The sequence below is a fragment of the Cupriavidus alkaliphilus genome (genome assembly GCF_900094595.1).
Taxonomy (GTDB): domain Bacteria; phylum Pseudomonadota; class Gammaproteobacteria; order Burkholderiales; family Burkholderiaceae; genus Cupriavidus; species Cupriavidus alkaliphilus.
Genome location: NZ_FMAD01000016.1, coordinates 120,794 through 133,642, shown reverse-complemented (window position 1 = coordinate 133,642; position 12,849 = coordinate 120,794). Strand labels below are relative to the sequence as shown.

Annotated in this window: 12 protein-coding genes; 5 read left to right on the top strand and 7 right to left on the bottom strand. The window is 65.3% G+C overall.

Annotated features, from left to right (window positions below; translation table 11 throughout):
- Positions 1 to 141 (top strand): amino acid permease C-terminal domain-containing protein (locus GA0116996_RS25880; protein ID WP_133250569.1); only part of this gene is annotated, 141 nt, incomplete at its 5' end.
- 76 nt (positions 142 to 217) lie between these two features.
- On the opposite strand, the gene GA0116996_RS25875 is transcribed toward GA0116996_RS25880, so the two are convergent.
- Entirely contained in the window at positions 218 to 619 is a 402-nt protein-coding gene (locus GA0116996_RS25875) for a cupin domain-containing protein (protein WP_092317416.1), read from the bottom strand.
- Positions 620 to 838: 219 nt separating this feature from the next.
- Between GA0116996_RS25875 and GA0116996_RS25870 the strand changes: the two genes are divergently transcribed.
- Positions 839 to 1,324: a DUF6130 family protein gene (locus tag GA0116996_RS25870; RefSeq protein ID WP_092317413.1), complete on the top strand. Its 486-nt coding sequence runs from the start codon at positions 839 to 841 to the stop codon at positions 1,322 to 1,324.
- Positions 1,325 to 1,451: 127 nt separating this feature from the next.
- Here GA0116996_RS25870 and GA0116996_RS25865 read toward each other — a convergent pair whose 3' ends face one another.
- Together GA0116996_RS25865 and GA0116996_RS25860 are read right to left on the bottom strand one after the other, a co-directional pair.
- Positions 1,452 to 1,907: a carboxymuconolactone decarboxylase family protein gene (locus GA0116996_RS25865; RefSeq protein ID WP_092317410.1), complete on the bottom strand. Its 456-nt coding sequence runs from the start codon at positions 1,905 to 1,907 to the stop codon at positions 1,452 to 1,454.
- Between the two features lie 9 nt (positions 1,908 to 1,916).
- Positions 1,917 to 2,333, bottom strand: a complete 417-nt coding sequence (locus GA0116996_RS25860) for a cupin domain-containing protein (RefSeq protein ID WP_092317407.1) — start codon at positions 2,331 to 2,333, stop codon at positions 1,917 to 1,919.
- 87 nt (positions 2,334 to 2,420) lie between these two features.
- On the opposite strand from GA0116996_RS25860, the gene pdxR reads away from it, so the two are divergent.
- Positions 2,421 to 3,836, top strand: a complete 1,416-nt coding sequence (gene pdxR, locus GA0116996_RS25855; protein ID WP_092317405.1) for a MocR-like pyridoxine biosynthesis transcription factor PdxR — start codon at positions 2,421 to 2,423, stop codon at positions 3,834 to 3,836.
- Here pdxR and GA0116996_RS25850 read toward each other — a convergent pair.
- The 3 genes from GA0116996_RS25850 to GA0116996_RS25840 form a co-directional block, all read right to left on the bottom strand.
- Entirely contained in the window at positions 3,831 to 6,959 is a 3,129-nt protein-coding gene (locus tag GA0116996_RS25850; protein ID WP_092317403.1) for an efflux RND transporter permease subunit, read from the bottom strand. The two genes, pdxR and GA0116996_RS25850, sit on opposite strands and share 6 nt — an antisense overlap.
- A complete protein-coding gene (locus GA0116996_RS25845; RefSeq protein ID WP_092317401.1) occupies positions 6,956 to 8,071 on the bottom strand; it encodes an efflux RND transporter periplasmic adaptor subunit in 1,116 nt (371 codons plus the stop codon). The genes GA0116996_RS25850 and GA0116996_RS25845 overlap by 4 nt, the downstream gene beginning before the upstream one ends.
- Before the next feature lie 87 nt (positions 8,072 to 8,158).
- The gene (locus GA0116996_RS25840) at positions 8,159 to 8,773 is read right to left on the bottom strand and encodes a TetR/AcrR family transcriptional regulator (protein WP_092317442.1); all 615 of its coding nucleotides are present in this window, start codon (positions 8,771 to 8,773) and stop codon (positions 8,159 to 8,161) included.
- Between the two features lie 96 nt (positions 8,774 to 8,869).
- Between GA0116996_RS25840 and GA0116996_RS25835 the strand changes: the two genes are divergently transcribed.
- A complete protein-coding gene (locus tag GA0116996_RS25835; protein ID WP_092317399.1) occupies positions 8,870 to 10,330 on the top strand; it encodes an efflux transporter outer membrane subunit in 1,461 nt (486 codons plus the stop codon).
- Between the two features lie 46 nt (positions 10,331 to 10,376).
- Here the strand turns inward: GA0116996_RS25835 and GA0116996_RS25830 are convergent, their stop codons facing one another.
- Positions 10,377 to 11,678: a c-type cytochrome gene (locus GA0116996_RS25830; protein WP_244159997.1), complete on the bottom strand. Its 1,302-nt coding sequence runs from the start codon at positions 11,676 to 11,678 to the stop codon at positions 10,377 to 10,379.
- A 305-nt stretch (positions 11,679 to 11,983) separates the two neighbouring features.
- Between GA0116996_RS25830 and GA0116996_RS25825 the strand changes: the two genes are divergently transcribed.
- Positions 11,984 to 12,718, top strand: a complete 735-nt coding sequence (locus GA0116996_RS25825; RefSeq protein WP_092317397.1) for an RNA polymerase sigma factor — start codon at positions 11,984 to 11,986, stop codon at positions 12,716 to 12,718.
- The last annotated feature ends 131 nt before the right edge of the window (positions 12,719 to 12,849 follow it).

The window sequence follows — 12,849 nt, the reverse complement described above, 5'->3', positions numbered from 1 at the left end:
TCGATCGGCTTCTGCCTGTTTCTGATGGCACACCTGCAGGCGCTGACCTGGGCCGCCTTCCTGGTGTGGCTGGCGCTGGGGCTGGTGATCTACTTTGCCTATGCGCGGCGCAATGCCGTGCTGCACAGCGCCGCCAGGTAGGCTCCAATACGGGGTGGTAAAACGCCCCCTGGAATCACAAGTCTTCCACCCCCTCCCGGTCAGCGGCCGGGAACCCCTATTTCGCGGGCACAACCAGCGGCGAACCCTTCGTGACGATATAGGTGGCCAATTCCGATGCCAGGCCGCTGCCAACATTCCGAGCTGAATGCGGCGTGCCTGCCGGGATGAACAGCGATTCGCCTGCTTTCAGCGTCACCGGCGGCTGATCGCCAAGCTGATACTCAAGGCTGCCCCGCAACACATGAGCGATTTCTTCACCCGGGTGCGCGTGCCTGGGCGCGAACGCGCCCGGTTCGAAGTCCACGCGCACCTGAATGCCTTCCTTGCCCGCAACGCTGAGTTCATGGCTGACGAGGTCGGCCCGATGGATCCCCGGTGCTTGGGCGTGGGCGTTGTGGATCGTTGCGGCAAGGCAGGCGACGGTCATGGCGGCGGTTGCAAACTTGGCGAGCTTCATTTTGGCGTGTCCTTCTTTCGGGTTGGGAACTATGCAAGCAACGGATAGACATTGCATATGCAGCATTGAACGCCGCGGATGTATCCCGGCTGTAGCGAACCGCGCCACTTAATGTATTCGTTCGTATCAGCGGGTTGCGCCGCTACGTTGTCATACAAAACTCCCGCCAGCCCGCCGCGGCGGCGTGCTCAGATGCAAGCCCTACCCTGAGATCACGCCATGCACCCTGTCCTCAAGTCCCTTTCAGCCGCCGGCATTGCCGCCGCGTTCTGTGCGAGCGCCTCCGCGCAGCCTGCACAAGATGCCATTCGCCCGCCTGCCATCCTTCCCCTCAGCGGCGAGCCCGCACCAAGGCTGGTCCCCTACGCGGCACTGCCGGAGCCGCTTGCGCGCGGCGTCGTCATCGTCCAGTTTCGCACCGAGAATTTCCGTGTCATGCCGGTATTCGGCAAGGCCGCCGCCGAGATCTCGCCTCGCATCGGGCACCTGCACGTGACGGTTGACGATGCCCCTGGTACCTGGGCCCATACGAGCGAGGATCCGATCATCGTGGTGGGGCTCACGCCGGGGCCGCACAGGCTGCGCCTGGAGCTGGCCGATCCCGGCCACAAGATCCTCGCCACCGAGGTGGTCGCCGTCACGGTGCCTGACGTAAAGGCCCCGGGCTCGTCGCCGGCATCGGCCTCCGGATCCCACCGGCATTGACCAGATTCTTGCCGGTCTGTAGCGCGGACGATCGGCCGCTTTCGCTGAGGATCTGGAGATGCCAATTGCACGTTGGTGTCTCCCGCGACGGCATCGGAATCCGCCCGGTGTCCGAGACCCAAGCGCTTCAGCCTGCCGCAGCGAGGGCAGATTCGGGGGCACGGCGAAAGCTGATGGCGAGCCGATTGTAGGCATTCATCAGCCCGACGGCCATGGTGAGGTCCGCGAGTTCCTTTTCGCTGAACACCGCCGCGGCCCGTCGAAAGTCTTCGTCGGGCACATGGGTGTCCGCCACAAGGGTGACAGATTCCGTCCACGCCAGCGCCGCCTGCTCGCGCTTGCTGAATAGCGGCCCCGCTTCCTGCCAGGCCTGCACAAGCGCGAGCTTTGCCGGCGTAACACCCTTCTTGATCAGGTCGCGGGTATGCATGTCGAGGCAATACGCGCACCCATTGATCTGGCTCACGCGCAGATAGACCAGTTCGACGAGGACGTCTTCCAGGCCTGACTGCATGACATAGCCGTATACGCCGCCAAATGCCTTGACGCCGCCCGCCGATACCTTGGTGTAGTCCAGTCTCATTTCAGACTCCTAGTTGTCGTTGATGGTCAGTTCCGTTTCGGCGGTATCGACCACGAACACAGCCAGCAGCTTTGCCGGCCTGGTCTTGCTCGCATTGCGGCTCACCGGATGGCGGGAGCCCGGGTTTTCGAAGAAGCTCTCGCCCGCCCGGTAGACACGTTCCGGCTCGTCGTTCACCTTGCTGGCGATGCTGCCCGAAACGACGTATGCATAGATGAACGACGACTTGGCATGGGCGTGCGGCAGCGAAGCGCCACCGGGCGGGTAGAACACCTCGACAGCAATGAGTGACTTGCCCGGGATATTGGGAATCTCCCGGGCGAAATTGGGCTTGACCGTGTCGCCAGCGCCGTGCGCCGCTGCGACCCCGGTAAAGGCCATGCCCGTTGCCGCCAGCAGGGAGAGAAGAATGCGTTGCAGTTTCATGTTTGGCTCCTTGGAGGCTAGAATCATGCGCCCCACCTGGTTCACAAAAAAGAACAAAAAACCTAATCTTTCAATGCACCAGAGGCGATGACCAGGATCCTGGATCTGAAGCTGGACCGTGCGTCCAGAACCTCACTGTCGGAACAGATACGGCTGGGTATCACCGGTGCGATCGAGAGTGGCGTACTGGTTCCAGGCGCCAGGTTGCCGTCGTGGATCGACCTCGCTGCCCAGCTGGGCGTGGCGCGAGGCACTGTCAAGACTGCCTACGAGCGGCTGTCCGATGCGCAACTGGTGGTTTCATCGCGTGCCGGCGGCACCAGGGTTTCCGACCATGCCGCGGCGGCAAGGCCCCAGCCGGAACAGGCGCGTTCGGTCGAGACCGACCTGCGCTCGGAGCTGTACCAGCATTTCCTGCCGGGTCCCGCCGTGTTCCAGATGGGCGTGCCGGCATCGGACTGCTTCCCTGCCCCCTTGTTCGCACGGCTGCGATCGCGTGCGGCACGTGACGAGGTCGAGGCGCCGGCGGCCTATCCGGATCCGCGCGGCGAGCATGCGCTGCGCAGAGAAATCGCGGCGCACCTGGCATTGTCCCGGGCGATTGAATGCCAGCCGTCGCAGGTCTTCATCACCGCGGGCTTCACCGGCGCGCTCGGTGTCACGCTGCGGGTGATCCAGGCCGAAGGCCGGCAAGCCTGGGTCGAGAACCCGGGATTTCTTCCCAGTCGCAGAGCCATGGCACTGTCCCGGCTCACGACGGTTCCCATCCCGGTCGATGAAGACGGCATCGACGTCGGCTACGGCCAGGCGCATGCACCGGACGCCGCGGTGGCGCTGGTCACCGCGGGTCAGCAGGCACCTCTGGGCCCGACACTCTCACTCGGTCGCCGCGTGCAACTTGTCGAGTGGGCCAGCCGCACGGGTGCGTGGATCATCGAGGACGACTACCTCGGCGAACTCCAGCTCAGGCGCCGGGCCGCTCCCGCACTGGCATCGCAGGATCGGGCCGGACGGGTCATCCATATCGGGTCTTTCAGCAAGACGCTCAGTCCCACGCTGCGGCTCGGCTTCGTGGTCGTGCCGCCTGGCCTGGTATCGCGCTTCGAGGAAGTCGTTGCCTGCCTCGCTTCCGCGCCAGGGCCGGCGGTGCAAATGGCGACCGCCGAATTTATGCGGGATGGACACTATCTGCGGCACTTGCGCCGCATGAAGCGCATTTACGCAGCCCGCAGCGATGCGCTTCTGGCTGCGCTCCACGCCAGGGAATTCCAGGCCTATGCGGCAGGCCTCGCCGTAGTGGTGAGACTGCCCGACGGCGCCGACGACAAGAGGATTGCTCGGGAAGCCTATGCCTACGGGCTGGCACCCGCACCGTTATCGGGATGGTTCTGCTCCGCCTCCACGCAACGGTCTGGCCTGCTTCTTGGTGTCGCGACGGCGATCGAACACCAGGTTCCGGCTGCCTGCGACCGCCTGCGGCAACTGATCCGCAAGTTCTCATAGTGCGCCGGCAGGCGGGCAATCGGGATAATCGGTGCCGTCAAGCCGGTCCAGCTGGGTATCCGCCACATTACCGGGCCGGATCCTGAACCAGATCGCGTACATGGCCGGCAGGAACACCAGCGTCAGGATGGTCCCGGCTAAGGTTCCGCCGATCAGCGTGTAGGCCAGCGCGCCCCAGAACACCGAATGGGTCAGCGGAATGAAGGCCAGGATCGCGGCCAGCGCGGTCAGGATCACCGGCCGCGCACGCTGGACGGTGGCTTCCACCACGGCACTGAACGGGTCCAGCCCTTCGTCTTTGTTGTGCTGGATCTGCCCGATCAGGATCAGCGTGTTGCGCATCAGGATGCCCGACAGCGCGATCAGTCCGACCAGCGCGTTGATGCCGAACGGCTGGCCGAACAGGATCAGGGTCGGCACCACGCCGATCAGGCCGAGCGGGCTGGTCAGGAACACCATCACCATCGCCGGGATGGACCGTACCTGGAAGATCAGGATCAGCAGCGTCACCGCGAGCATGATCGGGAACAGCGGCAGCATGGCTTGCGTGGCCTTGCCCGATTCTTCAATAGAGCCTGCCTGTTCGATGCGGTATCCGCCCGGCAGCTTCTCGATGATGGGCTGCAACTGCTTGCCGATGGCCGTCGACACGTCCGGCGGTTGCAGGCCATCGGCAATATCGCCCCGCACAGTGATGGTCGGCATGCGGTCGCGCCGGCGGATGACGGGCTCTTCCATGCGCACCTCGATCTGGCCCACCTGGGAAAGCGGAATGCGCTGCCCGTTGGCGCCGGCCAGCGTGAAGTCGCCAATCCTGGCGGGATCGAGCCGGATCTCTCCCGCCGAGCGCGCGGTCACCTGCACGGTGCGGATGTCCTCGCGCACGGCCGTCACCGGAATGCCGTCGAGCAGGAACTGCAGTTGCTGCGCGACGGCGCTGGAGGTCAGGCCTACCGCCTGCAAGCGATCCTGCTGCAAGGTGAAATGCAGCGTCGGCACCCGAGCGCCCCAATCGGTATTGACCGTGCGCATCATCGGGCTCGCGTCCATGACCTGCCGGACCTCGGCCGCAATCTGCCGCAGCGTCTGTGGGTCCGGCCCCGTCACGCGGTAGGCAACCGGGAACGGCGAGTACGGGCCGAACACGAGTTGCGTCACCCGCACGCGCGCCTCCGGGGCGAGGCCATCGGCGATCGCCTGGCGCAGGCGCAGCTTCAGCGCATCGCGCTCTTGCTGGCCATCGGTGCGGATCACGATCTTGGCGAACGACGGATCCGGCAGTTCCGGCCCCATCGCCAGATAGAAGCGCGGCGCCCCCTGGCCAATGTAAGACGTGACGATGCCGGCTTCCTTCTGTTTCGCGAGCCAGGCTTCGACCTTGGCCGTGGCGGCGCTGGTCTGGTTGATCGACGTGCCATAGGGCATCTGCACTTCGACCAGCACTTCGGGACGATCCGAGATCGGGAAGAACTGCTTCTTGACCACCGCCATGCCGAGGATGGCCAACGCAAACAGCCCCACCACCGAACCCGCAACCAGCCATTTGCGTGCAATCACGCGCCCGAGCAATTGCCGGAAGCGGTTGTAGCGCGGCGTGTCGTAGATCGCTTCGTGGCCGCCTTCGGCCTGCCTGAAGTCGGGCAGCATCTTTACGCCCAGGTAAGGCGTGAACACGACGGCGACGACCCACGACGCGATCAGCGCAATGCCGACGATCCAGAACATGTTGCTGGTATATTCCCCCGCGGTCGATCGCGCAAAGCCATTGGGCATGAAGCCCACCGCCGTCACAAGCGTGCCCGACAGCATGGGCGCGGCGGTATGGCTCCAGGCATAGGCCGAAGCAGCCACGCGGCTGTAGCCTTCTTCCATCTTCACCACCATCATTTCGATGGCGATGATGGCGTCGTCGACCAGCAGGCCCAGCGCCAGGATCAGCGAGCCTAGGGTGATGCGGTCAAAATTCTTGCCTGTGGCGGCCATCACCACGAACACCACCGCCAGTGTCAGCGGCACCGCCGCCGCCACCACCAGCCCCGCGCGCCAGCCCATGCTGACGAAACTCACCAGCATCACCACCAGCAGCGCGGCGAAGAACTTGAGCATGAACTCATCGACGGCGGCGCTGATGTTGACCGCCTGGTCGGTGACCTTGGTCAGGCTCATGCCCAGCGGCATGTCCGCGTTGATGGCGCTGACCTCGCGGTCCAGCGCCTGGCCCAGATCCAGTCCGTTCCAGCCTTCGCGCATGACGATGCCGAGCAGCAAGGCAGGCTGCCCGCCGTTGCGCACCATGAAGGTGGCCGGGTCTTCATAGCCGCGCCGGACCGTGGCAAGGTCCGACAGCTTCAGGGTGCGGCCCTGCGACACCACCGGCGTATCGCGGATCTTTTGCAGCTTGTCGAAGGCGCCGTCAAGGCGGATCAAGACCTGCGGCCCTTTCGTCTCCACGGAGCCTGCCGGCGTCAGGGCATTCTGGCTGTTGAGTGCCGCGAATACGTCCTGCGGACTTACCCCCAGCGTGGCGAGGCGCTCATGGGAAAACTCGACATAGATGCGCTCGGGCTGCTCGCCGATGAGGTTGACCTTCTTCACACCGGGCACGCGCAGCAAGCGCTGGCGCAGCGTCTCGGCGTCGCGCACGAGCGCGCGCTGCGGCTCGCCCTGTGCCTTGAGCGCGAACAGCGCGAAGGTTACGTCCGCATATTCGTCATTGAGCAACGGCCCGATCACGCCGGGCGGCAGGTTGGCCACCTCGTCGCCGGCTTTCTTGCGCGCCTGGTAGAACTCCTGCTGGACTTCGGCTGGCGGCGTGCTGTCGAGCAGGGTCAAGGTGGTGAACGCCAGCCCGGGCCGGGTGTAGGTTTCGGTGCGGTCGTACCAGCGCAGCTCCTGCATGCGCTTTTCGATTTTCTCTGCCACCTGGTCCTGCATTTCCTGCGCGGTGGCGCCGGGCCACGCGGTGACGATGGTCATCACCTTGACCGTAAAGGCGGGGTCTTCCGCCCGGCCCAGCTTGAAGAAGGCAATGAGGCCCGCCACGGAAATCAGGCAGATCAGGAACAGCGTGACCGCGCGCTCGCGCACCGCGAGTGCCGACAGGTTGAAACGACCCTGGCTCACAGGCGTACCCCCGCGATGGCAGTATTCGCACCCTGGCCGGCCACGCGGACCTGCTGTCCTTCGCGCAGCAGCTGAGCGCCAAGCGTGACGATCCGGTCCCCTTGCCTGAGCTGGCCTGCAACCTGGGCATCTTCGTCGCCGAGGCGCACGAGGGTGACGGATCGCCACGACACCCTGGCCGGATCGCCCTGGACGACCCACACGCCCGGGCCCTTGCCGGCATCGAACACGGCGCCCAGCGGCACCTGCAGTTCGCCTTGCGCGGCGGCAGCCCGATCGGCGACCTGGATCGTCACGGTGGCGCCCAGCGGCGCGTTGGCCAGTTCGCCCTCCAGCACATAGCGCGCTTCGAAGGTGCGGGTAAGCCGGTCGGCAGCGTCTGACAGTTGCCTCAGCCTGGCGGGCACGCCGGCGCTGTCCTTGCCGAAAAGCGTGGCCTGTGCGGCCGAGCCCAGCGCTGGCCGCAAGGTCTCCGGCAACTGGACCACCGCTTCGCGGCGGCCAGCGTGCGCCAGGCGCACGACAGCCTGGCCCGCGTTGACGACCTGGCCGGGCTCGGCCAGCGTTTCCACGACCACGCCGTCGCCATCGGCGACCAGCTCGGCGTAGCGACTGGCGTTGCGTGCCACATCGGCCTGCGCCTGGGCCGCGCTCAACTGGGCCCTGGCCGCGTCCGCCGCGGCCTTGGCCTGGTCATAGGCCGAGGCTGAAATTGCCCCCGTGCCGCGCAGATCGCGATAGCGCGCTTCGTCTTCGGCCGTCTGTTGCGCACGTGCCCGTGCGGCGCTCACGGCCTCTTGCTGCGCCTGCGCGGCGAGCTTCAGATCGACCGGATCGATACGCATCAGCGGCTGCCCGCGCCTGACGGTTTGCCCGGCATCCACCAGCCGTTCCAGCACCTTGCCAGGCACGCGGAAGCCGAGATCGCTCTGCACCCGGGCTGCGACGACCCCTGTGAAGGAACGGGATCCGGCGGCGACTGGCTGCACCAGCGCGGCCCGCACCAGCGGCGCCTCGCTGCGCGGGTCGGCAGTGGGCTTTTCGCCGCAAGCGATCAATGCCAGCGGCAATGCACAAATAACGGCGGTGGTAACAAAGCGGCGCGAAAGCATGAAAGCCCCATCGACGAAAGATTCTGGGCTTTCATTCTGGTTCTTGTGACCATTTTAGTCAATGGTCACAATCGAAAAATCTGCCCCTCAGGGAGAAAGGCTGCGCAGCACCAGGCTGGAAAGCAGCCCGGGCGCACTTTCCGTGTGATCAAAGCTGTGCTGCAGGAGCAACGGGTTCATATAAGGGCGCAGCACCAGGTAGATGGCCATCGTGGTCTCGTCCAGCGGCGTCTTGCGCTCGAAGTCTCCGCTCTCCCTACCTTGCTGCAGGACCTTGCGCAGCAGCTTGCGGATGCTTTCCTCGTAGGCGATCACCGCTTGCCAGCGCTCGGTCGCTGCCGACGCCGCGATCTCGTACAGCTTGCGCTCGTGCGAAAACAGGCGAAGGCTGGCCTCGGTCAAGGCCCTGAACAGGCGCCGGAGCTTCTCCGGCGGCGAGTCGGCATCGGCCACGGCGGCATTCACCTCGGCCTCGATCTCGCGCAGGCAGTTGGCGCAGATCATCTCGCCGATGGCCTGCTTGGACTCGAAGAACTTGTAGATGTAGGCCTTGGAAAAGCCGATGGCCTTGGCCAGGTCGGAAACGGCGGTTTTCTCGTAGCCGTAGCGGCTGAAGTGCTCGGTGGCCGCAGCGACGATCTGGTCGCGCACGTCGTGGTCCGCCGGGCCGCGGGCGGAGACGGGGTAAGGAGTGGCTGTCATGGGCACCAGCTTACGCGAGTCGCGATAGTTGAACAACTTGTGACCATTTTGTACTATAGTCACTAAAATTCCGATTCCGATTCCGATGGAAGCCCCATGTTGCCAAAGCGTTCCTTTGCCGCCCTCTTCGTTGCCAGCCTGGTTAGCGCTTGTGCCGTCGGCCCGGACTATGTGAAGCCCGACGTACCGGTCCCTCAGCGATTCCAGGGCCAGACCGCGGTCGACCTGCGCACGGCCGGCCCCACAGCCGACCTGTCCACGTGGTGGACCGGCTTTGGCGATCCGCAACTCACGCAGTTCGTGCAACTCGCGCTGGAACAGAACCTGGACCTGGCGCAGGCGTTCGCCCGCGTCACGCAGGCCCGTGCCGGCCTTGGCGCAGCCAACGCCGCGCTGCTGCCTTCCGGCAATATCACCGGCCAGGTCGCACGTGCCTACCAGTCCGTCGAAACCCCTCTGGGCCGCGTGCTGAATGCGACGCCGGGCTTCGACCGCTACGGCAACGCTTTCGAGGCCAATGCCAGCGCAAGCTGGGAGCTGGACGTATTCGGCGGCCTGCGCCGTGGCCGCGAGGCGGCGCTGGCGGACTACCAGGCCTCCCAGGCAGCCGCGGTCGCCACACGGCTGGCCGTGGCCGCGCAGACCGCCGATATCTACATCGCCATCCGCGGCTTGCAGACGCGCCTGAAGGTCGCCCGCCAACAGGCGCAGACGCAGCAGGATTTGCTCTCCACCGTCAACCTGCTCTACGGCAAGGGACTGGCGGCCGAGCTTCAGGTCAGGCAAGCCGAAGGCGCACTCGCGCAGGTTCGCGCTTCCATCCCGCAGCTTGAAGCCGCCCTCGATACGGCCATGCATGCGCTGGACGTGATGCTCGGCACGCTGCCGGGCACGCACCGGGCGGAGCTTGCGCAAGGCGCGGACATCCCGGCCGCGCCACAGCTTGCCACGACAGGGTCGCCCGGCGAATTGCTGCGACGCCGCCCCGACCTGATCGTCGCCGAGCGCCGATTGGCGGCCGCCAACGCGCGCATTGGCGTCGCCATGGCGGAGTACTACCCGAAGTTCTCGCTCGGCGGCCTGCTGGGCAGCGCCACCTCGTTGGGTGCCGGAAGCCTGTTCGGCGGCGGTGCCAGCCAGTTTGCCGGCGTGCTTGGCCTGCGCTGGCGCCTGTTCGATTTCGGCCGCATCGATGCGCAAATCGCCCAGGCCAGGGGGCAAGAGGCGGAGATGCTCGCCGCGTACCGGCTCGCCGTGCTGCGCGCGGCGGAAGACGTGGAAAACGCATTCTCTGGACTGGTCAAGCGCGAGGAGCAGGCAGCCGTGCTCGCACAAGGCGTGGACTCGCTCGGCCGCGCCCGGAACGCTTCGTTTGCCGCCTACCAGAAAGGCGTCGTCAGCCTGATCGAGGTCCTGCAGGCCGATGACAGCCTGTTGCGCGCGTCAGATGCGCGCGCGCAGGCGCAAACGGAGGCGGCGCGCGCCGCCGTCGCGGCATTCAAGGCGCTGGGCGGTGGCTGGCAGCCGGACGAATCGGCAGCCGTTGCCAGCAACTAGGTCCGCCTATGGCCGCGGATCCCGGCGCAGCGCATCGGGCTCCAGGTCACAGCGACTTCAGATACTCCGCCAGGTCGGCAACATCCTGGCTGCTCAGCCCCAGTCCCCGCTTTGTGTTGTAGGTCGTCACGACATCAGAAAAAGTGGCCGCAGAGCCGTCATGGAAATAGGGAGGGTGTTGCCATGCCCCCTTCAGCGGCGTGGTCCGGTATTGCCTGGTCGCGGAGCGCGAGGCGTAGCTTGGGCTCTCCGGTTCCGCCATCGAGTCGCCGGGCGGGTGCAGCAGCGAGTTGGCATCGGTAAATGTGGGGCCACTATGGCACGTGACGCACCGGCCCGCGCCTTCGAAGAGAGCCTTGCCCCGCAGTGCCGCCGCGGGGTCGAAACTGCCGGCCGGTGGCGGCGGAGCGCCCAGGGACAGCTGATACGCTTGCAGGGCCGGGAGCTTGCTGGTGACAAGGTCCACCGTTCCATTCGTGATGGAAATATTCAGGCGCGGCTCGGATACGGAGCCAAGGCCTCCCATCTGGGAGACCGCGACATACCGGTTCCAGTACATGATGTCTTCGCCATCGCCGGTAAAGGTAATACGATGAATACCGGCCAGCCCGAAGGCGGGCGGTATCACGACCGGCTTGCTGAGGCCGTCGATATTGCTGCGGGGGTCGTACTTGCCCGCACCCCAGGCGTTCAGGACCTTTTTCATGGCCTCGTCAATGGCCGGTGACAGCGCGATGATCGCGCCGGGATTGAGATCCCGATTGGGCCATCCGTCCAGCCGCTTGCCGATGCCCGGCGCGAACGAGTTGTCCACCGTCGAATGACAGAGCGCGCAGGTAGTGCCGACGCGGGTGAGCCGGTCTACCCCATTGACGGTCTCGACGGTTCCCTTGATGCCGACGACCGCGTTCAGTTTCAGCAGCGCCACCGTCGTAGCCGGGCTCTTGAGGTCAATCGTGCCATTGCGGATGCCATTTGCGACGGCCTCGGGCAAGGCCTCGGCATCCACCTTTAGGCCGACGGAAAATGCGGTCAGGGGATCCACCGAGCTGGCGATGACCTCGTGCATCCGCAAGTGATCGGTCCACTTCGCTTCGTCCCCAAAGGTGTCGAAGCGAAAGATCTGCTTGCCCTGCTCGACCAGGGCCTTCTGCGCCGCTTCCGTGCCGGCCGCATCCGTTCCTCCCCCGCCAGAACTGCCGCCGCATGCCGCGGCGGCCCCCACCGCGGCTGCCGTGATGAGTGCATTTGCCAGCCTCCGTCGAGCCATCCGCTGCGTCGCCGGCTGCCGCAGCGGTACCGGCTGCACTTCCATTCCAGGTGTCAGTGCGGAGGGTTGCCTTTTCATGATCGACGTCCTTGTCAGGATGAGATGCAGCAACTGAAATAAAACAACCGGCATGTCTCCAACGGCAGTCGCCCGGACTTGCCCGTTGCATATGTCGTTAGACGCCGGCAGGCGCAGGAAGGTGACACGAGGCCTGGACCACATGGCGAGGGGTTGTGGCCGGATGTGTTTGCCTATGATTACTGGCGCGTGGTTCGGCTTCAGGCGAGGGATGGCGGCGGAGGCATGTGCCCGGGTCGACTGTCACCTTTCTGGCAGCAGTGCCGTCTAATGAGCGGGAACGGGAAAGGAGCGAGATCTCCAATATGGACAAGAACCGGGATCCCAGGCTCCCCATGCCGTCTGGCGCCGATGCCACCACCGATGCTGACCTGGTTGCCAGCGCCCGCGCCGGCACCGCGTCCGCCTTCGAGGCCATCATGCGGCGTAACAACCGTCTGTTGTTCCGCACGGCCCGTGGCGTGGTGGCGGATGATGCCGAAGCCCAGGATGTCGTGCAGGAAACCTACCTGCGCGCCTTTACCAGCCTGGATTCATTTCGCAGCGAGGCCGCGCTGAGCACCTGGCTGGCGCGCATTGCCATCAATGTCGCCCTGACAGCGCAGCGCAAGAAAACCCGGCTGGTACAGATGGAAGCCCGGGGTGAAGAAGAAGATTTTCCTGGCGAACCTTTACAGGAGAACATGATGTCCTTCCGCGCCGCTGACGACGAATCCCCCGAAGCCATGGCCGAACGCGGTCAGGTGCGCAAGCTGCTGCAGGCCGCGGTCGAAAACCTGCCGCCGATCTACCGCTGCGTGTTCATCCTGCGGGCCGTCGAAGACATGAGCGTAGAGGAAACGGCTTATTGCCTTGGCGTAAGCGGTGACGTGGTCAAGACGCGCTTCCTGCGGGCCCGCCTGATGCGGCGCGAATCCCTGGCCGACGAGGTAAAGCCCTATCTGCAGAGCACGTTCGGTTTTGCCGGCGCACGCTGCGATGCGGTGGTCTGTCACGTGTTCGCCGCCCTGCGCGAGCGCGGGCTGGTCCGCTCGCAATGACGACGAGGAGACAGACCTCGCGACCAGCAATCAGGTGGCAAGTTGCGACGCGTCGATAAAGAAAAGGGACCCGGATCGCTCCGAGTCCTTGATTCTTGCTGGTGGAGCGGTGGTGGCCATCCTGGGCATAG

Bases quoted from the DNA above. Each gene is read 5' to 3' on its own strand.
- GA0116996_RS25845 (WP_092317401.1), bottom strand. From the start codon at position 8,071: ATGCTTTCGCGCCGCTTTGTTACCACCGCCGTTATTTGTGCATTGCCG.
- GA0116996_RS25825 (WP_092317397.1), top strand. From the start codon at position 11,984: ATGGACAAGAACCGGGATCCCAGGCTCCCCATGCCGTCTGGCGCCGAT.
- GA0116996_RS25865 (WP_092317410.1), bottom strand. From the start codon at position 1,907: ATGAGACTGGACTACACCAAGGTATCGGCGGGCGGCGTCAAGGCATTT.
- GA0116996_RS25830 (WP_244159997.1), bottom strand. From the start codon at position 11,678: ATGAAAAGGCAACCCTCCGCACTGACACCTGGAATGGAAGTGCAGCCG.
- GA0116996_RS25840 (WP_092317442.1), bottom strand. From the start codon at position 8,773: ATGACAGCCACTCCTTACCCCGTCTCCGCCCGCGGCCCGGCGGACCAC.
- GA0116996_RS25875 (WP_092317416.1), bottom strand. From the start codon at position 619: ATGAAGCTCGCCAAGTTTGCAACCGCCGCCATGACCGTCGCCTGCCTT.
- GA0116996_RS25860 (WP_092317407.1), bottom strand. From the start codon at position 2,333: ATGAAACTGCAACGCATTCTTCTCTCCCTGCTGGCGGCAACGGGCATG.
- pdxR (WP_092317405.1), top strand. From the start codon at position 2,421: ATGACCAGGATCCTGGATCTGAAGCTGGACCGTGCGTCCAGAACCTCA.
- GA0116996_RS25870 (WP_092317413.1), top strand. From the start codon at position 839: ATGCACCCTGTCCTCAAGTCCCTTTCAGCCGCCGGCATTGCCGCCGCG.
- GA0116996_RS25835 (WP_092317399.1), top strand. From the start codon at position 8,870: ATGTTGCCAAAGCGTTCCTTTGCCGCCCTCTTCGTTGCCAGCCTGGTT.